Below are 23,256 nucleotides of genomic sequence, written 5' to 3'. Positions count from 1 at the left end.
CACGAAGGCGGCGTTATGCGGGCGAAGCGCCTTCCGGCGGGACGGTCGGCGGGGCCTTCCTGGCCGACCCGCGGTAACTGTCGGCGTCGTAGCGGCGGTCGTTGTCGTCGAGCTTGGCCCGCGCGGCCTCCATGAGATCGACGCCGAGGACGTCCGCCAGCCGGACCAGGTAGAGGGTGACGTCGCCCAGTTCGGTGCGCATCCTGGCCAGCGTCTCGGGGTCGGGGCTGCGCGACTGCTCCGCCGTGAGCCACTGGAACTCCGCGACCAGCTCCCCGACCTCGCCCGCCAGCGCCATCGCCAGGTTCTTCGGCGTGTGGAACCGCTCCCATTCCCTGACCCGCGTGAACTCGCGCAGCCGCTCGGCAAGGCACTCCAACTCCGTCGTCACGCCACCCGACCCTACCGAGCCGCGCGGGGCACCGGCCCGCACCCCCTGAGCCGTCCGTGGCGGGGATCTTCGGGGCCTGCCCGACCGCACACGTGTACGCTTCCGCGCGTGTCCGACATATCGGTGCCTGGCTACGAGATCAACGGCGTCCTCGGCCAGGGCGGCTTCGGCGTGGTCTACCTCGCCCGGCAGACGTCCGTCGGCCGCGAGGTCGCGCTCAAGGTCGACAACCGGGTGCTGCTGTCCGACCGCGACCGGCGCCGCTTCCTGCGCGAGGTCACGGCGGCCGGAGCGCTGTCCGGGCACCCGCACGTGGTGCCCGTCTACGACGCGGGGCTGCTGCCGGACGGGCGGCCGTACATGGTGCTGGAGCTGTGCCCCGGCGGCTCGCTGGCCCGGCGGACGCTCTCCCCCGCCGAGGCCAGGGACGTGGGCGTGCGCATCGCCGACGCGCTCGCCGCCGCGCACGAGCAGGGCGTCCTGCACCGGGACGTCAAGCCCGCCAACATCCTGATCAACCGGTACGGCCAGGTCGCGCTGTCGGACTTCGGGCTGGCCACCATGCCGGCCTCGGGGCCCGACGCCTCGGTCACCCGCGAGTCGCTCACCCCCTCCTACGCCCCGCCCGAGGCGTTCGACCTGGCCGAGCCGTCACCGGCGGGCGACGTGTACGCGCTCGCGGCCACCGTGTACGCGCTCCTGTCGGGCCGTCCGCCGCGTTTCCCGGAGAGCGGCGTGCCGAACCTGGCCATGATCCTCGCCCTGCACCGCCTGCCCGTGCCCGACCTCCCCGGGGTGCCGCCGGAGTTGTCGGCCGTGCTCAGGCGGGCGCTGGCGAGCGATCCGCGCGAGCGCACGCCGGGGGCGGCGGCCTTCCGCGACGCGCTGGCCGCCGTCCCGTTACCGCCGCCCGCCGGGCCGTCCTCGGGCCCCCCGGCCTCAGCGCCCCCGGCCTCAGCGCCCCTGGCGTCGGCGCCGCTGGTGTCGGTCCCTTTTGCGGCGGCCCCTTTTGCGGCGGCCCAGTCCGCGGGACGTCATCCGGCTCCCTTCGCCCCGCAGCACCTCGCCCCCGGCCCGGCTCCCGGGTATCCCACGAACCCGCCGGCCCAGCCGGACACCAGGCCGCCCGCGTCGTCCGCGCCGTCCGGGGTCAACAGGATCCTGGTGGCGATCATCGCCACCCTGTCGCTCGTGATCGTGGCGGGCGCGGGCGCGTTCGTCTACAACCAGATCCTCCAGGGCCCTCCGGAGGAGAAGGAGACCACCGCCCAGGAGCAGGTGCCCACCCCCGCCACGACCGCCACGAAGCAGGCCGGTGTGTTCGAGGGGCTGGACACGTACACCGAGAACTGCCCGGCCGCGAAGGTGCGCGGCGGTCAGGCGGCGTGCGTGCGGGAGTCCGAGTGCTGGGGCGGCCTGGTCATCATCGTCGGCGACACGAAGGCCAGGCGACTGGGCTGCGAGGAGACGCACTCGTGGGAGACGTTCGCGGTCGCCCCGATCCCGAAGGACGCCGAGACGTACGTGCAGCAGGACCTCGCCAAGCACCCGACGGTCAAGAAGGTGTGCAGCCGGGCGACCCTGCTGGCCTCCAGGACCGGCACGGCGCGGGACTACGCCGCCACCCGGTGGACGGCGGACGTGATGCCACCCTCACAGTCCCAGTTCGAGGACGGCATCCGCTTCTACCGCTGCATCGCCAGCCTCTCCGGCCAGCAACCCCGCCGCTCCTTCTTCCACTGACCACCCCACCGCACATATCTTCACAAATACACCGCATTTTCCGAAGACGATGTGCGTAACGCTGATGGCTGACGTGCCGGCTGGATTACCAAGAACAGATCTTGGCAAGAGAAGCCCGCATGGGAAACAGCAGAAATTCCCGGAGGCGCCGGACCTCGCCCTCCAGCCAAGCCGAGCCGGCGCCCCGGCCGAGACGCCTTCGCCTGGACACCGGCACCCGGACTTTTCAGATCATCCTCGTCGTTCTCGCCAGTGTCATCAGCTCCGCATTCACTTTCAGCTTCGCCCCACGACTGGAGGATCTCGCCCAACGCGGCGCCGAACAAGGAAAAGACCAGCGGCTCGGCACGCAGCCACCCCTCTACGTCGAGGTGGAGCAGTTGTCCGAGGACGGAGGGTATACCTGGGCCTTCGAGAAGCCATTAACACCAGGGCAGCTCGACAATCTCAACAAACCAGAAAATCGCCCCGACATCGACACGGTGTCCCAGTTGCTCCGGTACACGGGCGGGAAGCGGCTCTTCGCGTTCTGCGCAGACGAATGCCGCTGGGCCGGCTCGTACAAGGTGAAGATGACCGGGAACCGGCGGCTCGCGGTCGACATCACCAACATCGAGCTGCGCGTCCGCAGCCGTAAGCCCGCGCCACGCGGAGCACTCTTGCGGGCCGACCCGCAGGGCGGAGGGGCCCTGGAAACGATCGCCTTCGATCTGAGCGAGGGGGAGACCCTGCCCGCCGTCTACTACGACGAAAACGCGAAGAACCGCGGTCGATATTTCGACAAACGTGTCTACAGCCTCGAAGAAGGCGAGCCGGGCGGCTTTCAGGTCATGGCCTACGGACCATGCTGGTGCCTCTGGGAACTGGTCGTCCACAGCAGGTCCGGCGGGCAGGCCCAGCCGCCGATGACGATCAGGGCGGATGGCACGTCGAACGGAAAATTCTTCGAAACAGTCGGCGGGTTCGACGAGAGGAACTATTCCATGGTTTTGTCTCTCGACGTCGAAAGCCGAAAAATCGACCTCACTCGCCCCAGAACCGCCACGAAATGACCGGGACGACCGGCGGATATGGCTCACATGAGCAGGTGACGGACGAACAAGCTGTACGCCCGGACGCCGAACGACGCCTGCACGGCTTCGTCGGTCAGGCGGTTGTGGTTCGCCCACGCGCGGACCTCGGGACGCAGCCGCAGCTTGACCTCGTTGAGGGTGTGCAACAGCACGACCACCGCGTAGGCATCGATCTCGTCGGCCGGCCGCCAGGTGGAACGCCTGCGCCCGCGCCGACGGGTGCCGTCCACCAGCCACCACCAACCGTCCCGGTCGACCTCGATCCGCTGCCTCCACGAGGCCATGTGCGGCGCGTGCACATCGAGCACCCACCGGAAGTCCTCGGCCGTGCCCGATACCGGGACGGACGCTGCAAGGGGTTCGGACCCGTGACTGCCCATGCGGCGACGGTAAGAGCATGGATTCCGCCTCAGCAAGAAGGATGCTCAAAGATGCTTCAACATGGCAGCCACGGTCGCCGGGCCGCATCGCGTAGCATCAAGACCCTTGCGACGCCAGGTCGTCAGCGGCTCCGGTGATCAGGCGCCGGGCCTCCATGCCGTACAACGCGGAGCCGGCCAGCCAGTTGAACGCCTTCCCGTAGAGGGCTATCTCCTGTGGCTGCGTCAGGGTCAGCTCGGCGGCGATGGTCTCGACCAGCACCACACGCTCGTCATAGATCCAGAAGCCATGCGGGGCCGAGAGCCTCGGACGCACGTCGAACGGGATCACACCGAAGTGCACATTGCGGAGAGCTGACAACGTCATCAGCCGATCGAGCTGGGCGATCATGTCTTCGACGGGACAGAAGCGGTAGCGAAGGACTGCCTCGGCGACGACGATGTGGAACCGCTTGCGTCCTTGGTAGAGCACTTCCTGGCGGCGGAGCCGTGCCTGAATGGTCTCTTCGACGTCGTCCGGGACCTCGTAGAACTCGGCGCTCTCCTCGAGCAGAGAACGGGCGTACTCCGACGTCTGCAGCAATCCGGGTACGAAGACATTCTCGAACACCCGGATCAGCGTCGTCCTGTCCTCCAGTTCGTTGATGGACTCCTGACGGCCCCGCATACCGGCGCGCAACTGACGGCGCCATTCGGCGTACATGGTCTCAAGGTTGGTCAGGGTCGCGATCAGATCGGGAGCGTGCTCGGCGGCTCCCGTGATGCGGGTCCAGCCGAGAACGTCATCCCGCGATGGCGTTTGCCGCCCATTCTCGATCTTGCTCACCTTCGGTTGTTGCCAGCCGAGTTGCTCCGCGAGCTCGTACCCGGTGAGACGGGCGTTCTGACGGAGCTCACGGAGCCTGTGCCCGAGGGCTTCACGCGCGTGCTGGGGGTTTGCCACAAACAGGTTTCTATCGCTCGACGTACTCGTCGTGCGGCGTGGCATGGTGCCACGCCACGTCCCGCCAGTAGCAGTGCCGTACCACGAGTTCGGGGTCCGTGATGAGCTCTGCTCCGAGCAGCCGGTCATCGGCGTCGAAGTGCATCAGGGCGACCACGCGGGAGTCGAACATCCAGTAGTCGTGCTCCGGCAGGTCGAGCCTGGCCGTACGACCCCGGGGGACATAACGGATGTCCTCACCGGCCGCGACGTTGAGATGGGTGCCCGCGATCTCGAACCGGATGTAGTCGCTGTGCGGCTCGGTGACGACGCGCACTCGCTCGAAGCGCTTGCCGTCCGCGGTGGCACGGCGGACCATGTCGCACCATGGCCCCATGAGTTCGTCCTCGTCCGGATCCGGCAGGCCCCGGAGGAACAGCTCGAACCCGCGGCTCTCGTCCGGCATGTTGTAGCGGTCGCGGACCTCCAGCCGGAAGGCGGCATGCTCGAAGTCCTCGAAGAGCCGTGCGAACTCTTCGCCGGTCACGAGGTTCACGCTCAGTGCTCCTGAGGGTTGTCGGCGAAGCGGAGGATGTCCCGGGGGATCTCCACGAACGTCTCGCCCGGCAGCGCGTCAACGATGTCGGCGAGAGCCTCGGGGTCGGTGACCTGGTCGCCCTGAACCACGATGGTGCCACGGTCGGTCTCGTACAGGGCTGGGCAGCCGCCGGTCTTGGAGTTCTTCCCGAGCAGTCGAAGTCGCATGCTTCGCCCTTCCTGATGATGCTCGAATCTTCTCCGGATATGGCGATGGTCTGTCGCAAGATGCTTACGGTCAAGGCGAACAGGCATACGAGGAGCGAGCCCCGCCGCCCCGGACGGTGGCCTACTGGTCGTAGGGGGCGGTGCTCTCGCGGACGATCAGTTCGGTGGAGAGTTCGACCCGCTTCGTCTCCGGCACCTCGCCGTGCCCCATCGCCAGCACGGTGCGGGTGGCCAGGGCCGCCATCTCCTGCAGCGGCTGGCGGACGGTCGTCAGCGGCGGCCAGGCCGACTTGGCCAGCGGCAGGTCGTCGAAGCCGACCACGCTGAGGTCCTCGGGCACCCGCAGGCCGCGCTGCCTGGCGGCCTCGAAGACGCCGAAGGCCATCAGGTCGCTGCCGGCGAAGATGGCCGTGGGCGGCTCGGGCAGGGACAGCAGGGCGTGACCCTGGTCGTGGCCCGACTCCACCAGGAACGTGCCGCGCCTGATGAGGTCGGGCACCACGGGCAGCCCGGCCGTCTCGAGGGCGGCCCGGTATCCGTCTATGCGGGCCTGGCTGCACAGCATGTCGGCGGGACCGCTGATCATGCCGATGCGGCGGTGCCCGAGTTCCAGCAGGTGGCGGGTGGCGGCGAGGCCGCCGTTCCAGTTGGTCGCCCCGACCGAGACGACTCCGGGCGCGGGCTCGCCTTCGGGGTCCACCACCGCGAACGGCAGCGAGCGGGCGCTGAGCTGGGCCTGGATGCCGGTGGAGAGCCGCGAGGCGACGATGACCACACCGTCCGTGCGGCGGGCGGCGAGGCGTTCGAGCCAGTCGCGCCCCGGACCCGCGTGCGTGTGCAGGACCGAGATGACCACGCTCGCCCCCGCCTCGTGGGCCGCGCCCTCGGCCCCTCGGACGATTTCCATGGCCCAGGGTGACTCGATCTCCGCGAAGACCAGGTCAACCAGGCCCGCCGGGGTGTCGTCCTGGCTGATGCGCCGCTGGTAGCCGTGCTCCTGCAGCAGTCGTTCGACCCGGTGGCGGGTCGCCGGAGCGACCTCCGGACGCCCGTTGATGACCTTCGAGACCGTCGGGATGGAGACCCCGGCCTCCTCCGCGATCAGTGCGATCGTCACCCGCCTCTTCGCTGACACAAATCGGGAGTGTATCCGAAAGTTTCGGTTTGGGATCGCTCCCGGCCGAGGTGTTGACGCTTTACCTGGCGTTTACCTACGATCACGCCAAAGAAATTATCGGGGGGTTAGCGAAACTTTCGACTCCGGCAGACGAAGGGTCCCCTATGAAACGCAGTCTGGTGTTGGTCGCGACCGCGGTGCTCCTGGCCGGCTGCGGTGGCGGCGGCGGGGCGCAGGCCCCTCAGGACGGGAGCGGCGCGCCCGCCAAGGTGACGCTGGAGTGGTGGCACCTGTCGACCGCCGATCCGATCAAGTCGCTCTGGGCCCAGCGCGCCAAGGAGTTCGAGGCCGCGCACCCGAACGTCACGATCAAGGCGACGGTGCTGGAGAACGAGGCGTACAAGGCCAAGCTGACCACGATCACGCAGTCGGGCAAGGCACCCGACGTCTTCGCCTCCTGGGGCGGCGGCGTGCTGCGCCAGCAGGTCGACGCGGGCCTGGTCAAGGACATCTCGGGTGACGTCGCCGACGTCCTGCCGACCTTCACGCCGGCGGCGCTGAGCGCGTACCAACTGGACGGCAAGACGTACGGCCTGCCGACCGACATCGGCCTGGTGGGTTTCTGGTACAACAAGAAACTTTTCGGCAAGGCCGGCATCACCGAGCCGCCCGCCACCTGGTCCGCCTTCCTCGAGGACGTCGGGAAGCTCAAGGCCGCGGGCGTCACCCCGATCGCGCTGGCCGGCAAGGAGAAGTGGCCGGGCCACTACTACTGGGCCTACCTCGCGCTGCGCATCGCCGGCCTGGACGCGCTCAAGCAGGCGGCCGTGGATCACGACTTCACCAAGCCCGACTTCGTGGCCGCCGGGCAGCAGGTGAAGGCGCTGGCCGACCTCCAGCCGTTCCAGAGGGGTTTCCTGGGCGCGGCGTACTCCACCCCCGACGGCCAGTCGGCCACCGTGAGCAACGGCAAGGCGGCCATGGAGCTGATGGGCCAGTGGGCCCCGAGCGTGCAGACCGACTCGGGCAAGGGCCTCGGTGACGACCTCGGCTTCTTCCCGTTCCCCGCGGTCGAGGGCGGCAAGGGCTCGATCGGGGACGCGTTCGGCGGTGGCGGCGGGCTGGCCGTCGGGACGGACGCGCCGAAGGAGGCCGTGGAGTTCGTCAAGTTCATGACCGAGATGGGCAACCACTCCAAGGCCGTGGCGTCCGGTGGCGTGCTGCCGGTGCTCAAGGGCGAGGAGGGCGCGGTCACGGACCCGAACCTCAAGCAGGTGGCGACCCTGCTGGCCGGGGCCGGCGGCTACCAGCTCTACCTGGACCAGGCCTACCCGCCGGCCGTCGGCCAGCAGGTCAACGACAGCGTGGCGGAGCTGATCGCCGGTACGAAGACGCCGGAAGAGGTCGGCCGGGACATCACCGAAGTGGCCAAGAGCGAAGCCGGATGACGACGCTCGCGAAGGGGCCGGAGGCGCTCAGGCTTCCGGCCCCCGCCCCCGCCCCCAGGCGGCGTGGACGCTGGGTGAGCATCGCCCTGTTCCTGCTGCCCGCGCTGGTGCTCTTCCTCATGCTGGTCGTGGCCCCCATGCTGGTGGCCCTGTACGCGAGCGTGTTCAGGTGGAACGGCTTCGGCGGCCTGCCCACCGACTTCATCGGGGCGGACAACTTCACCCGGCTGTTCCGCAGCGAGATCTTCGCCCAGGACATGGGGCACCTGCTGGTCCTGGTGGCGCTGTCGGTGTGCGTGCAGTTGCCGTTCTCGCTGGCCGTCGCCATGTTGCTGAACCAGCGCATGCGCGGGCGGGCGCTGTACCGGGTGCTGTTCTTCGCTCCGTACGTGCTGTCCGAGGTCATCACGGGGGTGCTGTTCTCGCTGATCCTGGCCCCCGAGTCGGGGCTGGCGAACCGGCTCCTGGCGGTGGTCGGGCTGGAGTCGGAGTGGCTGGCCGATCCCGGCACCGTGATGCCGTCGATCTTCCTGGTCATGACGTGGAAATATTTCGGCTTCCACATGATGATCTATCTGGCCGGGCGGCAGAACATCCCGAACGAGCTCATCGAGGCCGCCCAGATCGACGGGGCCACCGGCTGGCGGACGTTCCGGCACGTCACCCTGCCGCTGCTCGGCCCGACGATCCGGATCAGCGTCTTCCTGTCCGTCATCTACACCATCCAGCTCTTCGACCTGGTCTGGATCCTGACCGGCGGCGGGCCCTCGCACTCCTCGGAGACGATGGCCGTCACCATGATGGACTGGGGCTTCAAGCGCTCCCAGGTCGGTTACGCCAGCGCGATCAGCGTCGTGATGTTCGCGCTCAGCCTCGTCTTCGCCCTCGTCTACCAGCGTTTCGTGATGAGACGGGATCTCGAGGGCGCGATGACCTCCCAAGGGGGCCGATCATGACCCGTGCCGCCACGAACCGTGCGAGGCGGAGGCCGGCCAGGCGACGGCGCCACACGCTCCCGCTGCACGTGATCGCGATCATCGTGGGCGTGTCCATGGCCATCCCGGTCGTCTACGCGCTGCTCGGCGGCTTCAAGAGCAACAGCGAACTGTCCGAGAACCCGTTCGGCCTGCCCACGGCGTGGGTGACGGCGAACTACACCGACGTGCTCGTCTCCGGCTCGTTCTGGCGGCAGATGTGGAACAGCACGTTCATCGCCGTGACGACGACCGTGGTGACCGTGGCGCTGTCGGCGCTGGCGGCGTTCGTCTTCGCCAGGTTCGCCTTCCGTGGCAGGGAGGTGTACTTCACGCTGTTCACGGCGGGACTGATGTTCCCGTTCGCGGTGGCGATCCTGCCCATCTTCGTGCTGCTGCGCACGCTGGGGCTGCTGGACGACCCGCTCGGCGTGATCCTCACGCAGTCCGCCTTCGGCCTGCCGCTGACGATCATCATCCTGCGCGGCTTCTTCCGCAGCATCCCCGGCGAGATCGAGGAGGCGGCCACGATCGACGGGTGCTCGCCGTTCGGCTTCTTCTGGCGGATCCTGCTGCCGATGGCCCGGCCCGCCATCGCGACCGTGTCCGTCCTGGCCGTGGTGGGGAGCTGGAACAACTTCATGCTGCCGCTGGTGGTGTTCAGCGACGAGGCGAGCTGGACGTTGCCGCTCGGCATCCAGCAGTTCCAGGGCCAGTACGCCTCCGACACCGCCCGCATCCTGGCCTACCTGATCCTGGCCATGGTGCCGGCGCTCGGGTTCTACGCCATCGCGGAGCGCCATCTGGTCGGCGGGCTCACCGCCGGTGCGACGAAGGGGTGACCCCCGCCGCACCCGCCGACCTCCCGCCCCTGATCTGGGCCAGGAACACCACCGTCCGCCACCGCCGAAGGACCGGACCGGCGCAGTAGCCCACGCCGGAGGGACCGGGGCGGTTTCGCGGGCTCACATGAGCAGGTGCCGGACGAACAGGCTGTACGCCCTGATGTCGAACCACGTCCGCAGGGCTTGGTGCGTCACTCGGTGGTCGTCCGCCCACCTGCGGACCTCGGGAGACAGAGTCATCCTGACGTCGTTGAGGGTGTGCAGCAGGGCGACCACGGCATACGCGTCGTACTCGTCGGCGGGCCGCCAGGTGGACCGCCTGCGCCCGCGCCGCCGGGTGCCGTCCACCAGCCACCACCAGCCGTCCCGATCGACCTCGATCCGCTGCCTCCACGAGGCCATGTGCGGCGCGTGCACGTCGAGCACCCACCGGTAGTCGTCGGCCGCCTCCACCACACCGGCAGCCTGGTCCGCACTCACCACCGCGCTCCCGTCCTGATCGTCGGCGAGCCGGGCACCACCAGCTCGGTACGCCTCCGCCGCCGTGGTGGGAACCCGTGACCGTCCATGGCAGGAACCGTAACCGTGGCTCGTTGGGCAGCGCCTCAGAGGTTTCGCGAAGTTGCTTGATGGCTCGGCAGTGTTGCGGAAGGTTTCTGAATCAGGGCGGCGAACCTCACGATGAAGACATCCGTCTCGGTGGAGGCTTGAGGGAACAGTCCTCCCAGTGAAGGGAAAGGCCATGGCGCGACGACTTCGCTTCAACGGCACGAGCTCCGGCGTCAACGGGTGCCCCGCCATCCATGAGGATCTCGACTCGAACGAGATCATCGTCCATGGACCGCCGCTCACCGATCCCGAGGACCTCGCCCAGCTCCGGCACCTCGGCGACGACGACCGGCCCATCGTGGTCCCGCGTGCGCTGCTCGTGGACTTCGGCCCCAAGGAGGTCGCCCACGTGCCGAACACCATCACTCTCGACGAGTTCGACCGGCTCTTCACGCGATTCGAGCACACCGCGTGGCGGCTGGAGACGCGTCGCCGCTACGCCTCCGACGAGCAGACCGACACCTACGCGCAGTTCAGCCGCGGCGAGCCCGTGAACTGGCACGGAGTCGACGCAGTCTGGTGCGCCGAGCGTCGCCGGCAGGCCGCTCTCGGGAAACGTTTCGAGCGTGTCCGCATCGTCGATGATCCTCCCAGTGCCGGGCAGCTCTACCTGCTCGACAATGCCCGCCGCAACAGCGCCGTCGGCGAGAAGATCTTCAATCTCCGGCGTACGGACGCCGATCGGCTCGATCTGCCCGCTGAGGACTTCTGGCTCTTCGACTCGCGCCTGGTCGCGCTGCTCGACTTCGACGACGCCGACAACCTGGTGGCCGTCGAACTGATCACGGAACCTGCGGCGGTACTGCGATACTCCATGGCGCGTGATGCGGCGATGCACCACGCCATCCCGTACGAGGAGTTCGCGGCGCGGCTCACCGCGAAGGAGTGAGAGGTGCGGACCGGTGAGTACGGACTACCAGCAGGCGCGGGAGGTGCTCGGTGCCCGGCTGCGCGAACTTCGTCTCTCCGCCCCCGACGGCCGGCTCACCGGCACGCAACTCGCCGAACGACACGGATGGAACAAGTCCAAGGTCAGCAAGCTGGAGAACGGCAGGCAGACGCCTACGCCGGATGACCTGCGCAAGTGGGCGGACGCGACCGGCCGGCCCGAGGCGTACGACGAGTTGCTGGCGAGGCTGCGGGGTTTCGAGTCCCATATCCGATCGTGGCGGCGTCAACTGGCAGCCGGTCATAAGCCGGTCCAGGACACCCACTTGAGCGCACACGCCGATGCGACGCTCTTCCGGGGCTGGGAGTCCTCGATGGTGTTCGGGATCCTGCAGACGCCCGACTACGCCCGTTCCATCTTCGCCAGGTATGCGGAGCTCCAGCGGTCGCCGCGTGACGTCGAGGAGGCCGTACGGTCCCGCATGAAGCGGCAGGAGGCGCTGTACGACTCCTCGAAGCGCTTCCATCTCATCATGTGGGAGGCCGCCCTCCGCGCCTTGATCTGCCCGCCCTCGGTGCTCGCCGCCCAGTTGGACCGCCTTGTGGGAAGCATCGGCCTGGACACCGTACGGCTTGGAATCATCCCCTTCTCCGCGCCCCTCAAGATCCCTCCGTCCACGGCGTTCTGGATCTACGACGACCGCCAGGTCATCGTCGAGAACTGGCACGCCGAGCTGTGGATCGACGATGAGGCCGGCGTGGCGACCCACCTGCGCACGTGGAAGACGCTGAACGAGTCCGCGGTGTACGGCATCGACGCGCAGAATCTGATCGGCGCGGCCCGGCGGGCGCTCGACTCGCCCTGAGACGAAACGCTGGACGACGGCTCAACGGGACGGGGCGACGGAGTACGCGGTGGTGCTGGAGTAGCCGGCCGCGTTCGTGGCGGTGACGGAGGTCCACGGCCACGGGTAGGGCGCCCAGGCCGATTCGAGCCGTCCCGGGGTGTGCCGCTCCTGGGCGGCCACCGCCCCGCTCGGCTCGAAGCGCAGCGTGCCGCCGCGGAGCTGGTAGCCCTCGACGACGACGCCGGGCCGCCCGTCCACTTCCTTCGGGTAGGCGTTGACGATGATCGGCTGCCGCCACCCGGCCGCGATGTCGTCGGCCAGCGACGGCGTGTCGTGGCGGGCCTGGCAGGTGAAGAACGGGTCCCACCCGTACGAGATGATCTTCTGGGCGTGCCGGCCGGCCGCCGTCACCTGCTGGTCGAGCCGGGCCTTCGTGGTGCGCCCGCGCAGCGGCAGCGGATCGAGCCGCCCGCACTCCCCGTCGGCGGGCGTGGGCTCGAAGCCTTCGACGTTCACCCACAGCTCGACCCCGCCGGGCACCTTCCGGGCCGCCGCCTCGACGTAGTCGGCGGTGGAGCCGTAGTACGCCGTCCGGTTGGTCACCTCGCCCACGACGGGCACGAGCCGCGGCGTCACCTTCGCGCCGGCCTCGTGCGGCCCGTGCACCGGCACCTTGCCCGTGCCCCGGCCGTCCTGGACGGCGACCGCCATGGGCGCGCCGGCGCGGGTGCCCGCGATGTCGGCCAGCCCTTGCGCCACCTGCGACGGCGGGAACCCGCGGCCCCTGCGCGCGTCGATGTACGGGCTGACCACGATCTTCCTGCCCGGCAGCGCGGCGGCGACCACGGCGTGCTGGGCCGCGTACAGGGAGATGATCGGGTCCTTGTCCGCGCGCGCCCGCATGGCCAGCTCGAACGACTGGTAAACGCCGCCGAAGCCCGGCTGCCCCGCGAACCGCTCCCGGTAGCCGGCCAGCACCCGCGCGGTGAACGACTCCAGCGCGGCGGTGTGGGCGAGGTCGGGCTCCCACGGCTTGTCCTCGCGCTGCGGGGCGGCGGGCAGGCCGGGGAAGACTGTCATGCCGTACGCGCTCGCCTCGCGCACGAGGTTGCCCACGCCGTCGCCGTCGGTGGCGACGAGGACGAGGTCGTGCTCGGCGGCGGCGCAGGAACCGGCCAGCGTCAGCCGGTAGAAGGTCCGGCCGCCGCTCTCGACGCGCCGGTCGATGCCGGGGCAGCGCAGCATGCTCTGCCCGAACTCCTCGCTGGTCAGGTACGTGTACACCTGGCGGACGCGCCGGCCGGGCAACTCGGCGCAGGGCCGGCCGTCCATCTGGCAGTCGGGGAAGTCGGGGTCCGGCCGCGCGTTGAACCGGGGGCCGAAGGTGATCAGCGTGTCGCCGCCGATCGCGTGGATGGCCTCCACCATGCGCTGGGTGACGCAGCGGTCGGCGCGCGGGATGACCCAGTAGCCGGTGACGGCGTAGGGGGCCGTGACCCGGGTGTCACGCGACGGGCACTCCTCGGGCTCGGGGTCTCCGGGGACGAGCAGGCCCGCCACGAAGGCGACCGTCACGACCAGCCACAGGATCCGGTGCACCCACGCCCCTTCCACGCCGTCCCCAGCCTACGCGGCCACCCCGCCGGGGGGCGTCATGATCTGATCACGGAGAATGGCGGGCAGGGGGAACATCATGCGTATCGATCTCAGCGGCAGGACGGCGCTGGTCACGGGCTCGACCCAGGGAATCGGGGCGGCCATAGCGACAGGGCTGGCACGGGCGGGGGCCCGCGTCGGCATCAACGGGCGCGGCGAGGGCTCGGTGGCCTCGGCCATCGAGCGGATGGACGACGAGCGCATCGAGGCCGAGCGGGTCAGCGGCGAGAGCTTCCGCTACGACCTGGTCGCCGCGCCGGGCGACGTCTCGGTGGCCGAGGGCTGCGAGCGGGTGCTGCGGATGCTCCCGCACGTGGACATCCTCGTGAACAACCTGGGCATCTTCGGCGCGAAGCCGGCGCTGGAGATCAGCGACGACGAGTGGCGGCGTTACTTCGAGGTCAACGTGCTGGCGGCGGTGCGTCTCACCCGCGCGTACCTGCCGGGGATGCGGGAGCGCGGCTGGGGCCGGATCCAGTACATCGCCAGCGACTCGGCCGTGGTCACCCCGCAGGAGATGATCCACTACGGCATGACGAAGACGGCGCTGCTGGCCGTCTCCAGGGGGTTCGCCAAGGAGGCGGCGGGCAGCGGGGTCACGGTCAACTCGGTGATCGCGGGGCCGACGCACACCGGGGGCGTGGAGGACTTCGTCTACGAACTCGTGGACAAGGAGCTGCCGTGGGAGGAGGCGCAGCGCGAGTTCATGCGGGTGCACCGCCCGCAGTCGCTGCTCCAGCGCCTGATCGAGCCCGAGGAGATCGCGAACATGGTGATCTACCTCAGCTCCCCCTTCGCCTCGGCGACGACGGGCGGCGCGCTGCGGGTGGACGGCGGCTACGTCGACGCCATCCTCCCCTAGGGCGGCCTCCGGCGGCCTGACCAGGGCCGGTCCGGTCGCGGCGATAGCCTTTCCCGGTCGCATTCCCCCGGGGCCGGGAAAGGCCGGGGAAACAAACGTCACACCGTCCACTCGGGCACCGACAGCACTCTTTGCACCCTCATACAGATCATGTTAGAAGGGAGTGAAGCAGAGAGGACCGGGCAAAGTGACGGTGATTCTCGACCGCGTCTCCGTACGGCAGCGCGGAGTGACCTGGCTCGATGACATAAACCTTGAATTAGCCGACGGAATGACCACCCTCATCGGTCCGATGACGGCGGGAAAGACGACGCTGATGCGAGTCGTCGCCGGTTTGCTGACTCCCGATTCCGGCCGCGTGCTGGTCGCCGGAGAAGACGTCACGAAAATCTCGGTGCGAAAACGCTCGGTCGCTTTCGTCTATCAGCAATTCATCAATTATCCCGCGCTGACCGTGTACGAGAACATCGCCTCGCCGCTCCGTCTCGACCCCCGCTTCCGCCGCGACGGCGTGGACCGGCGGGTGCGCGAGGTGGCCGAGCTCATGGGCATCGCCGCCCTGCTGGATCGGCGGCCGTCCGAGCTGTCGGGCGGGCAGCAGCAGCGCACCGCCATCGCCCGCGCCCTGGCCCGTCCGGTGGACGTGCTGCTGCTCGACGAGCCGCTGGCCAACCTGGACTTCAAGCTGCGCGAGCAGTTGCGCGCCGACCTGAAGACGATGTTCGCCGGCTCCCCCGGCGTGGTGCTGTACGCCACCGCCGACCCGAACGAGGCGCTGACGTTCGGCGCGCCGACGGTGGTCCTGGGCGAGGGCCGGGTGCGGCAGGTCGGCGACGTCGCCGCCATGTACGCGCACCCGCCCACCCTCGCCGTGGCCGCCACGCTCAGCGACCCGCCGCTCAACCTGCTGCCGGGCGTCGTCCGGGACGGCCGGATCGAGTTACCCGGCATGGCCGGGCCGGACTCCCGCGCGGCGGTCCTGCCCGCGCCGGGGGCGCCCGCGTCCGGCCGCGCCGTCCTGCTCGGCATCCGTCCCCACCAGGTGACGATCGGCCGTTACACCCCGGGGGCGCTGGAGCTGCCGGCCGAGATCAGGCTCGCGGAGGTGACGGGCAGCGCGACGTTCCTGCACCTCCTCCTCGACGGGGGCCGCCACCTGGTCGCCCACCTGCCGGGCACGCAGCTCTTCACGCCCGGCGAGGCCACGGTCGCGTACGTGGACCCCGCACACGTCTTCGTCTTCGACGAGGACGGGGGCCGCCTGCTCGCCACCGGCGCCGCGGAGGTGGACCTGCGTGGCTGACATCCGGCTGGAGGGCGTGGCCCACAGTTACGACGGCGGCCGGACGTGGGCGGTCAAGCCGATGACCTGGACGTGGCGCGGCTCGCGGGCGTACGCGCTGCTGGGTCCGAGTGGCTGTGGCAAGACGACGCTGCTGAACATCATCTCCGGCCTGATCACCCCCACCGAGGGCCGGATCTACTTCGACGACCGCGACGTCACCGGCGTGCCCACCGCGGGCCGCAACATCGCGCAGGTCTTCCAGTTCCCGGTCCTGTACGAGGAGATGTCGGTCTACGACAACCTGGCCTTCCCGCTGCGGAACCGGAAGGTGGCCAGGCAGGAGGTCGATCGGCGGGTGCGTGAGGTCTCCCGGCTGCTCGGCCTCGAAGGCGTGCTGGGGCGCAGGTCGCGCCGGCTCGACCCGGGCCGCCAGCAGATCGTCAGCCTGGGCCGCGGCCTGGTCCGCTCCGAGGTCGCCGCCGTGCTGCTGGACGAGCCGCTCACCGTGGTGGACCCGGCGCTGAAGTGGACGCTGCGCAGCAAGCTCAAGGAGATCCACCGCGACACCGGCCACACGCTGGTCTACGTCACCCACGACCAGACCGAGGCGCTGACGTTCGCCGACGAGGTCGTGGTGCTCAAGGACGGGGCGATCGTGCAGGCGGGCGAGCCGGCGGAGCTGTTCCTGTCGCCGGCGCACGAGTTCGTCGGGCACTTCATCGGCTCGCCCGGCATGAACATGCTGCCCGCCGAGGTCGTGGACGGCGTCGTCCGCGTCGAGGCCTGCGAGGTGGGCGCGGCGGCCCTGCCCGCCGGGCCGGTGCGGATCGGGGTGCGGCCCGAGTTCGTGCGGATCACCCAGGAGCGGGTCTCGCCCGGCGTGCCCGCGCGGGTGGCCGGGATCGACAGGATGGGCGCGTACGACCTGGTCCACGCCCTGGTCGGCGAGCACCGGGTGACCGTCAAGACCGAGGCGGGCGCACCCTGCCTGCCGGACACGGTCGAGTTCCTGCACTTCCCGGCCGAGCACGCGTTCCTGTTCCGCGACGAGGTCAGGTGCGGCGCGCTCGCGCCGCTGAACGGAAGGGGGCAGGCGTGAGCGTCGCGGGCGGGCAGGTGGCCGGCGAGGTGGTCACCGGGGAGGCGCCGGCCGAGGAGGAGGCGTCGCGCGCGCCGCTCAAACGCCGGGACAACCGGGCCTGGTGGCTGGTCCTGCCGGTGGTGCTCTCGGTGGCGTTCACCGCGGTGATCCCGCTGATGACCGTGGTCAACTTCTCCGTGCAGGACGTCTTCAGCCCCGTCGACCGGGTCTTCGTCGGCCTGGAGTGGTTCCAGTCGATCTCCCGCGACCCCGAGGTGCGTGCGGCGCTGGTGCGCACGCTGCTGTTCTCGGCGCAGGTGCTGCTGCTGGAGATCCCGCTGGGCGTGGCGCTGGCGGTGGTGATGCCGCGCCGGGGCGCCTGGGTGTCGGTGGCGCTGGTGCTGGTCGCGCTACCGCTGCTGATCCCGTGGAACGTGGTGGGCACGATCTGGCAGATCTTCGCCCGCGGCGACATCGGGCTCGGCGGCTGGACGATCAACAACGTGCTGGGGATCAACTTCAACTACACGCTGGACCCGGCCGACGCCTGGATCACGGTCCTGGTCATGGACGTGTGGCACTGGACGCCGCTGGTGGCGCTGCTGGCCTACGCGGGGCTGCGCTCGATCCCCGAGCCGTACTTCCAGGCCGCGCAGATCGACGCGGCCTCGGCGTGGGCCACGTTCCGGCACATCCAGCTCCCCCGGCTGCGCGGGGTGCTGACGATCGCGATCCTGCTCAGGTTCATGGACAGCTTCATGATCTACACCGAGCCGTTCGTGGTGACGGGCGGCGGGCCGGGCAACGCCACCTCCTTCCTCAGCATCCTGCTGTCGAAGATCGCGGTGGGTCAGTTCGACGTCGGCCCGGCGGCGGCGTTCTCGCTGCTCTACTTCCTGATCGTGCAGGTCTTCTGCTACGTCTTCTTCACCGTGCTCACCAGGTCGGGGAGGTGAGGTGATGGCGAGGGTCAACGGCCGCCGGCTCCCCTGGGCACGCACGGTCTTCTGGCTGTACGTGGCCACGCTCATGCTGCCGCTGCTGTGGATGTTCGGCATGTCCATCCGGCCCAACGAGGACATCCTCGGCAGTTTCTCGCTCGTCCCGCAACGCGTGACATTCGACAACTACGCCACTTTCTTCACCGACTCCGCGTGGTATTCCAGCTATCTGAACTCCATCGTCTACACCTCGCTGAACGCCGTGCTGTCGCTCATCGTGGCGCTGCCCGCGGCGTACGCCTTCTCGCGTTTCCGTTTCGCCGGCGACAAGCACCTGTTCTTCTGGCTGCTGACCAATCGCATGGCCCCGCCGGCGGTATTCCTGCTGCCCTTCTTCCAGATTTACCAGAGCGTCGGCCTGTTCGACACGCACCTCGGCGTGGCCATCGCGCACATGCTGTTCAACGTCCCGCTCGCGGTGTGGATCCTCGAAGGATTCATGTCCGGAATTCCACGGGAAATAGACGAGACCGCGGCGATCGACGGCTATTCGCTGCCGCGTTTCTTCGTCCGGATCTTCCTGCCGATGATCCGCTCGGCGATCGGCGTGACGCTGTTCTTCTGCTTCATGTTCAGCTGGGTCGAGCTGCTCATCGCCAGGACGATCACCTCGGTCAACGCCAAGCCCATCGCCGCCACGATGACGCGGACGGTCAGCGCGGCGGGCGTGGACTGGGGGCTGCTGGCCACGGCGGGCGTGCTCACCATCGTCCCCGGCGCCGTCGTCATCTGGTTCGTGCGCAACTACATCGCCAAGGGCTTCGCGCTGGGGAGGGTCTAGCGATGCTCGACTGGATGGTCTGGACCGTCCCGACGGCCCTGGTGTTCGCCGGGCTGGCCCTCCTGCTGGTCGTCATGGCGGTCTGGGCGCGGCTTTCCCCTCCGGTGGCCAGGCGGGGGTTCCTGCGCATCGAGACCGACCGTGGCGACCGGCTCTACATCGGCCTGATCAGCGCCGCCGTCGTGCTGGCCGGCTGGATCGCGATCAGCGACCTGTCCATGTGGCTCGCGCTGGGCTGCGCGCTGCTGGTGGCGGTCGTGATCGGCATATGGGGCTAAGAGAAGAGGAGCCGAAACGATGAGGCATCGGACACGCAGGTCCGCGGCCGTCGGTATGGCCGCGATCGCCCTGATAGCGGCCGGCTGCACGCAGAGCGCGGACCGGCCCACGAGCGACTTCAAGGAGGCCGACGGCAGGGCCGCGGCCGAGAGATGGGTGTCGGAGGAGTTCACGCCGAGCACGCTGAACAAGGATCAGCAGCTCGCCGAGATGGACTGGTTCATGAAGGCCGCGGCGCCGTACCGGGGCATGCAGATCAACGTGGTCTCCGAGACGATCACCACGCACGAGTACGAGTCACGCCAGCTCGCCAAGGCGTTCACCGAGATCACCGGGATCCGGATCAAGCACGACCTGATCCAGGAGGGCGACGTCGTCGAGAAACTCCAGACGCAGATCCAGGGCAACCAGAACATCTACGACGCCTACGTCAACGACTCCGACCTCATCGGCACCCACTCGCGCGGCGACTACGTGGTCCCCCTGACGGACTACATGGCGGGCGAGGGCAAGAACGTCACCTCACCCACGCTCGACCTGGACGACTTCATCGGCATCAGCTTCACCACCGGCCCCGACAAGAAGATCTACCAGCTCCCCGACCAGCAGTTCGCCAACCTCTACTGGTTCCGCTACGACTGGTTCACCGACCCGAAGATCAAAAAACAGTTCAAGGACGCGTACGGCTACGACCTCGGCGTCCCGGTCAACTGGGCGGCCTACGAGGACATCGCCGACTTCTTCACCAACAAGGTCAACGGCGACGGCACCATCGACGGCAAGAAGGTCTACGGGCACATGGACTACGGCCGCAAGGACCCGTCGCTGGGCTGGCGCTTCACCGACGCCTGGCTGTCCATGGCGGGCAACGGCGACCCCGGCATCCCCAACGGCCTGCCGGTGGACGACTGGGGCATCAGGGTGGAGAACTGCCGCCCGGTCGGCTCGTCCGTCACCCGGGGCGGCGACACCAACGGCCCGGCCGCGGTCTACTCGCTGACGAAGTACGTGGACTGGCTGAAGAAATACGCGCCGCGCGAGGCCGCGGGCATGAACTTCAGCGAGGCCGGCCCGGTGCCCGCGCAGGGGCACATCGCCCAGCAGGTCTTCTGGTACACCTCGTTCACCGCCGACATGACCAAGGAGGGGCTGCCGGTCGTCAACGGCGACGGCACGCCGAAGTGGCGCATCGCGCCGAGCCCGCACGGCGCGTACTGGAAGACCGGCAACAAGCTGGGCTACCAGGACGCCGGGTCGTGGACGCTGCTGAAGAGCACGCCGCAGGACCGCCGCGCCGCCGCCTGGCTGTACGCCCAGTTCGTGACGTCCAAGACGGTGTCGCTGAAGAAGTCGATCGCCGGGCTGACGTTCATCCGCGACTCCGACATCAGGAGCGACTACTTCGCCGAGAACTCCAAGAAGTACGGCGGGCTGATCGAGTTCTACGGCTCCCCGGCCCGCAAGCAGTGGACCCCGACCGGCACCAACGTGCCCGACTACCCGAAGCTGGCCCAGCTCTGGTGGCAGAACGTGGCCACCGCCGTGACCGGCGAGACCACGCCGCAGCAGTCGATGGACAACCTGGCCAGGCAGCAGGACGAGATCCTGTCCCGCCTGGAGCGGCTGTCCCGCGAACGCCAGGGGTACGGCGGGCAGTGCGCCCCCAAGCTCAACCCGGAGCGCGACGCCCAATACTGGTTCGACCAGCCGGGCGCCCCCGCGCCGAAGCTGGCCGACGAGCGGGGCAAGCCGGAGACGCTCGACTACGACAAGCTGATCGCCACCTGGAAACAGGGCGGCTGACCGCGCACCCGCGCGGCGGGGGCAGCCGCCGCCCGTGACAGGAACGGGCGGCGGCTAGTCGTCGTGCCCCGTGAGCCGCGCCGACAGCCAGTCGAAGGCGCGCTCCTGCATGGGCACGTCGAAGCTGTGCGGCACGTCGGCGAAGACGGCCGCGTAGCTCTCAGGGGACTCGCGGTAGCGCTCGCCGATCATGGTGTGGGCCCGCCGCATCCCGTCCGCCGGGAACAGTTCGTCCCGCATGGCGTACTGGACCATGAGCGGCTCGGGCGCGCGGGCGGCCACGAGGTCGGGCCAGTCGCCCAGCCGCGGCAGCCCCGGCGGCCAGAGCATCCAGGTGTGCCGCTGGACGTGCCCGTCGAGCATGTCCCGGAAGGAGGAGACCATCGCGGCGACGACGACCGCGCGCATCTCGGGGTCGAACGCGCCGAGCAGCGCCGCGCGCAGCCCGCCGCCCGACAGGCCGGCGCAGCCGACCGGGCCGACGTCGGGCCGCGAGCGCAGGTAGGCCGCCGCCGCGAGGTCCTCCCCCGCGACGACGCCGGTGAACGACGTGCCGAGCGCGGCGCAGTGCTTGGCCACGACGTGCTCGTGCTCCCTGGCGGCCAGGTCGTACCGGTCGGCCGCGCTGAGCGACGCGTCCGGGGCATCCGGGGCGTCCGCGTGACCGGCCTCGCCGGGGGGCGCGGCCGAGGCGTCCCCGGGGCCGGGTTCGCTGAGGGGCGCGGCCGGGGGATCCCCACGGTCGTCCGCGCCGGGCGGCCCCTCAGCGGTCTGCAGGGGGAAACGGCGGCTGCCCCACACGAACACGTCGTGCGCCAGCACGGCGAAACCCCGCCGGGCCAGCGCGTTCGCGAAGGCCCGGCCGCCGTAGATGGCCTCGCGCAGCCGCCGCACCTCGGGCGACGGCGGCTCGGGACCGTCGGCGATCTTCTCCTTGCCGGCGTACTTCATCCCGGCGTGGCAGTGCAGCGCCACCACCCCGGGCAGCGGCCCGCCGGCGTCACGGGGCTTGAGCAGGTAGGCGCGCGTGCGCGGCCCGAACCCGACCGACCACGACAGCTCCTCGCCGTGCAGGTCGCCGTCGGTCCAGGTGCGCTCGACGCGTACGTCGGAGGCGGTCAGGTCGAGCACCCCGACGGCCTCCCGCGCCGCCGCGCGCAGCTCGGGCCCCGGCAGGACCGGGTAGAGCCCGCGCTGCGCCGCGGCGATCCTGGCCAGCTCAGAGAACACGCGTGCCGTCGTCCGCCAGACGCACGGGCGCCCCGGTACGCGCCGAGACGTTGGCCGCGTGGCCGGTCAGCACGCTGCGGATGCCGTCGCGGTAACCGGCCTGGCGGGCCAGCGGGTCGTCGCCCGGACCGCGGAAGACGTCGTCGAGCAGCAGGCGGTCGCCGCCGCCGTGCCCGCCGCCGCCCGACTCGATGGGCACCTCCTCCGGCTCGCTCCAGTGCCGGCGCAGTGTGAGCCGCTCCCAGGCCCCGGTCGCGTGCTCCTTGGAGGCCGCGCTCGGGTCGATCGCGGCGTGCGGGGGCGTCCACTCCCGCTCCACCACGTCCAGTTCCAGCCGCCCGGCCGTGCCGTTGAAGGCCACGCGGTAGCCCTCCCACGGCGCGTGGGCGTGCAGCGAGTACGTCAGGACGGCGCGGTTGGCGTAGCGCACCATGACCGACATGTTGTCGTCGATGGTGACGCCCTCGCCGAAGACGTCCTGGTCGCGCCGGTAGCCGTCCTCGTGCTCGGCGTCCAGGTAGAGCCGCTTGAGCCGCTCGTCCTTGGAGATGTCCAGCAGGAACGGGTCCGTGCCGAGCCCGGGTGCGCCCTGCGCCCGCTCGGGACGGTCGGTGAGCCCGCGCTTGCCGGCGTTCTCCGCGCCGTAGAAGCGCAGGTCGGTCTGGGCGAAGACGAGTTCGGGGGCCGCGCCGAGCCACCAGTTGACCAGGTCGAAGTGGTGGGTGGACTTGTGCACGAGCAGCCCGCCGGAGTTGGCCCGGTCGCGGTGCCAGCGGCGGAAGTAGTCGGCGCCGTGGATGGTGTCGAGCATCCACTCGAAGTGCACCGAGGTGATCTCGCCGATCACGTTCTCCCGCAGGAGGCGGCGTACGGCGGAGTTGCGGGGCGAGTAGCGGTAGTTGAAGGTGACGATCAGCTTTCCGGTGCTCCGCTCGGCCGCGGCGGCGATGGCCGCGCAGCCGTCCGCGTCGACCGTGAGCGGCTTCTCCACGATGACGTCGCGCCCCGCGTCGAGCGCCGCGCACACGTATCTCGCGTGCGTGGCGTCGACGGTGGCGACGATGACCGCGTCGGCGAGCTCGAGCACCTTGTCGAACTCATCGGGTGCGAAGCACGGCACCTCCTGGCCGATCCGCTCGACGTAGTAGTCCATGCGGGTCCGGTTGGAGTCGCACAGGGCGACGATGGTGCCGGCGTCGCGCCACTCCCCGAGCAGCGCGTCGACGTACATCTGCGCGCGGTGCCCGAGCCCGACGAACGCGTACTTCATGTTTC

Annotated in this window: 24 protein-coding genes; 14 read left to right on the top strand and 10 right to left on the bottom strand. The window is 69.6% G+C overall.

Annotation, left to right across the window (positions count from 1 at the left end; genetic code table 11):
• Nucleotides 1–13 precede the first annotated feature (13 nt).
• Nucleotides 14–391, bottom strand: coding sequence for a nucleotide pyrophosphohydrolase (locus tag FAF44_RS33935; protein WP_237107420.1), 378 nt, complete (start codon nt 389–391; stop codon nt 14–16).
• A gap of 108 nt (nt 392–499) precedes the next feature.
• Here FAF44_RS33935 and FAF44_RS33930 point away from each other — a divergent pair, with 108 nt between their 5' ends.
• Both FAF44_RS33930 and FAF44_RS33925 read left to right on the top strand, forming a co-directional pair.
• Nucleotides 500–2,134 (top strand): serine/threonine-protein kinase, encoded by a 1,635-nt coding sequence (locus FAF44_RS33930; protein WP_237107419.1) that lies wholly within the window; start codon nt 500–502, stop codon nt 2,132–2,134.
• Between the two features lie 119 nt (nt 2,135–2,253).
• Nucleotides 2,254–3,186 carry a hypothetical protein gene (locus FAF44_RS33925; RefSeq protein ID WP_237107418.1) on the top strand — a complete coding sequence of 311 codons (933 nt, stop codon included), beginning with the start codon at nt 2,254–2,256 and terminating at the stop codon, nt 3,184–3,186.
• A 23-nt stretch (nt 3,187–3,209) separates the two neighbouring features.
• Here FAF44_RS33925 and FAF44_RS33920 read toward each other — a convergent pair whose 3' ends face one another.
• The 5 genes from FAF44_RS33920 to FAF44_RS33900 all read right to left on the bottom strand — a co-directional run bounded on the left by FAF44_RS33920 (nt 3,210) and on the right by FAF44_RS33900 (nt 6,409).
• Nucleotides 3,210–3,587, bottom strand: coding sequence for a hypothetical protein (locus tag FAF44_RS33920; protein WP_237107417.1), 378 nt, complete (start codon nt 3,585–3,587; stop codon nt 3,210–3,212).
• A 97-nt stretch (nt 3,588–3,684) separates the two neighbouring features.
• A complete protein-coding gene (locus tag FAF44_RS33915; RefSeq protein WP_237107416.1) occupies nt 3,685–4,575 on the bottom strand; it encodes a helix-turn-helix transcriptional regulator in 891 nt (296 codons plus the stop codon).
• Nucleotides 4,541–5,065: a DUF6879 family protein gene (locus FAF44_RS33910; RefSeq protein WP_237107415.1), complete on the bottom strand. Its 525-nt coding sequence runs from the start codon at nt 5,063–5,065 to the stop codon at nt 4,541–4,543. The genes FAF44_RS33915 and FAF44_RS33910 overlap by 35 nt, the downstream gene beginning before the upstream one ends.
• Before the next feature lie 2 nt (nt 5,066–5,067).
• Nucleotides 5,068–5,274 (bottom strand): hypothetical protein, encoded by a 207-nt coding sequence (locus tag FAF44_RS33905; RefSeq protein WP_237107414.1) that lies wholly within the window; start codon nt 5,272–5,274, stop codon nt 5,068–5,070.
• A gap of 121 nt (nt 5,275–5,395) precedes the next feature.
• Nucleotides 5,396–6,409 carry a LacI family DNA-binding transcriptional regulator gene (locus FAF44_RS33900; RefSeq protein ID WP_237107413.1) on the bottom strand — a complete coding sequence of 338 codons (1,014 nt, stop codon included), beginning with the start codon at nt 6,407–6,409 and terminating at the stop codon, nt 5,396–5,398.
• A 146-nt stretch (nt 6,410–6,555) separates the two neighbouring features.
• On the opposite strand from FAF44_RS33900, the gene FAF44_RS33895 reads away from it, so the two are divergent.
• From FAF44_RS33895 to FAF44_RS33885, 3 genes are all read left to right on the top strand, one after another.
• Entirely contained in the window at nt 6,556–7,839 is a 1,284-nt protein-coding gene (locus tag FAF44_RS33895) for an extracellular solute-binding protein (protein WP_237107412.1), read from the top strand.
• Nucleotides 7,836–8,795: a carbohydrate ABC transporter permease gene (locus FAF44_RS33890; RefSeq protein ID WP_237107411.1), complete on the top strand. Its 960-nt coding sequence runs from the start codon at nt 7,836–7,838 to the stop codon at nt 8,793–8,795. The genes FAF44_RS33895 and FAF44_RS33890 overlap by 4 nt, the downstream gene beginning before the upstream one ends.
• A gap of 68 nt (nt 8,796–8,863) precedes the next feature.
• Nucleotides 8,864–9,655, top strand: a complete 792-nt coding sequence (locus FAF44_RS33885; RefSeq protein ID WP_237107410.1) for a carbohydrate ABC transporter permease — start codon at nt 8,864–8,866, stop codon at nt 9,653–9,655.
• A gap of 123 nt (nt 9,656–9,778) precedes the next feature.
• On the opposite strand, the gene FAF44_RS33880 is transcribed toward FAF44_RS33885, so the two are convergent.
• Nucleotides 9,779–10,138, bottom strand: a complete 360-nt coding sequence (locus FAF44_RS33880) for a hypothetical protein (RefSeq protein WP_237107409.1) — start codon at nt 10,136–10,138, stop codon at nt 9,779–9,781.
• A gap of 262 nt (nt 10,139–10,400) precedes the next feature.
• Between FAF44_RS33880 and FAF44_RS33875 the strand changes: the two genes are divergently transcribed.
• Nucleotides 10,401–11,156 carry a DUF6879 family protein gene (locus tag FAF44_RS33875; RefSeq protein ID WP_237107408.1) on the top strand — a complete coding sequence of 252 codons (756 nt, stop codon included), beginning with the start codon at nt 10,401–10,403 and terminating at the stop codon, nt 11,154–11,156.
• Between the two features lie 13 nt (nt 11,157–11,169).
• A complete protein-coding gene (locus tag FAF44_RS33870; RefSeq protein WP_237107407.1) occupies nt 11,170–12,021 on the top strand; it encodes a helix-turn-helix transcriptional regulator in 852 nt (283 codons plus the stop codon).
• Nucleotides 12,022–12,042: 21 nt separating this feature from the next.
• Here the strand turns inward: FAF44_RS33870 and FAF44_RS33865 are convergent, their stop codons facing one another.
• Nucleotides 12,043–13,602 carry a DUF4434 domain-containing protein gene (locus FAF44_RS33865; protein WP_237107406.1) on the bottom strand — a complete coding sequence of 520 codons (1,560 nt, stop codon included), beginning with the start codon at nt 13,600–13,602 and terminating at the stop codon, nt 12,043–12,045.
• A gap of 94 nt (nt 13,603–13,696) precedes the next feature.
• Here FAF44_RS33865 and FAF44_RS33860 point away from each other — a divergent pair, with 94 nt between their 5' ends.
• The 7 genes from FAF44_RS33860 (at nt 13,697) to FAF44_RS33830 (ending at nt 20,751) form a co-directional block, all read left to right on the top strand.
• On the top strand, nt 13,697–14,521 hold the full coding sequence (locus FAF44_RS33860; RefSeq protein WP_237107405.1) for an SDR family NAD(P)-dependent oxidoreductase: 825 nt from the start codon (nt 13,697–13,699) through the stop codon (nt 14,519–14,521).
• Nucleotides 14,522–14,684: 163 nt separating this feature from the next.
• Nucleotides 14,685–15,824 (top strand): ABC transporter ATP-binding protein, encoded by a 1,140-nt coding sequence (locus FAF44_RS56030; RefSeq protein WP_308193429.1) that lies wholly within the window; start codon nt 14,685–14,687, stop codon nt 15,822–15,824.
• Nucleotides 15,817–16,905 carry an ABC transporter ATP-binding protein gene (locus FAF44_RS33850; RefSeq protein WP_237107403.1) on the top strand — a complete coding sequence of 363 codons (1,089 nt, stop codon included), beginning with the start codon at nt 15,817–15,819 and terminating at the stop codon, nt 16,903–16,905. The genes FAF44_RS56030 and FAF44_RS33850 overlap by 8 nt, the downstream gene beginning before the upstream one ends.
• On the top strand, nt 16,902–17,843 hold the full coding sequence (locus FAF44_RS33845) for a carbohydrate ABC transporter permease (protein WP_237107402.1): 942 nt from the start codon (nt 16,902–16,904) through the stop codon (nt 17,841–17,843). Before FAF44_RS33850 ends, FAF44_RS33845 begins: the two co-directional genes overlap by 4 nt.
• A gap of 4 nt (nt 17,844–17,847) precedes the next feature.
• A complete protein-coding gene (locus FAF44_RS33840; protein ID WP_237107401.1) occupies nt 17,848–18,669 on the top strand; it encodes a carbohydrate ABC transporter permease in 822 nt (273 codons plus the stop codon).
• Nucleotides 18,670–18,671: 2 nt separating this feature from the next.
• Nucleotides 18,672–18,947, top strand: coding sequence for a DUF2160 domain-containing protein (locus FAF44_RS33835; protein WP_237107400.1), 276 nt, complete (start codon nt 18,672–18,674; stop codon nt 18,945–18,947).
• A gap of 19 nt (nt 18,948–18,966) precedes the next feature.
• A complete protein-coding gene (locus tag FAF44_RS33830; protein WP_237107399.1) occupies nt 18,967–20,751 on the top strand; it encodes an ABC transporter substrate-binding protein in 1,785 nt (594 codons plus the stop codon).
• Between the two features lie 54 nt (nt 20,752–20,805).
• On the opposite strand, the gene FAF44_RS33825 is transcribed toward FAF44_RS33830, so the two are convergent.
• Nucleotides 20,806–21,981, bottom strand: a complete 1,176-nt coding sequence (locus tag FAF44_RS33825; protein WP_237107398.1) for a S9 family peptidase — start codon at nt 21,979–21,981, stop codon at nt 20,806–20,808.
• Nucleotides 21,971–23,251, bottom strand: a complete 1,281-nt coding sequence (locus FAF44_RS33820; protein WP_237107397.1) for a Gfo/Idh/MocA family protein — start codon at nt 23,249–23,251, stop codon at nt 21,971–21,973. The genes FAF44_RS33825 and FAF44_RS33820 overlap by 11 nt, the downstream gene beginning before the upstream one ends.
• Nucleotides 23,252–23,256 lie beyond the last annotated feature (5 nt).

This window comes from Nonomuraea sp. MG754425, assembly GCF_021699195.1.
Taxonomy (GTDB): Bacteria; Actinomycetota; Actinomycetes; order Streptosporangiales; family Streptosporangiaceae; genus Nonomuraea.
The sequence above is the reverse complement of the archived record's forward strand: the minus strand, read 5'-3'. Positions and strand labels throughout refer to the sequence as shown.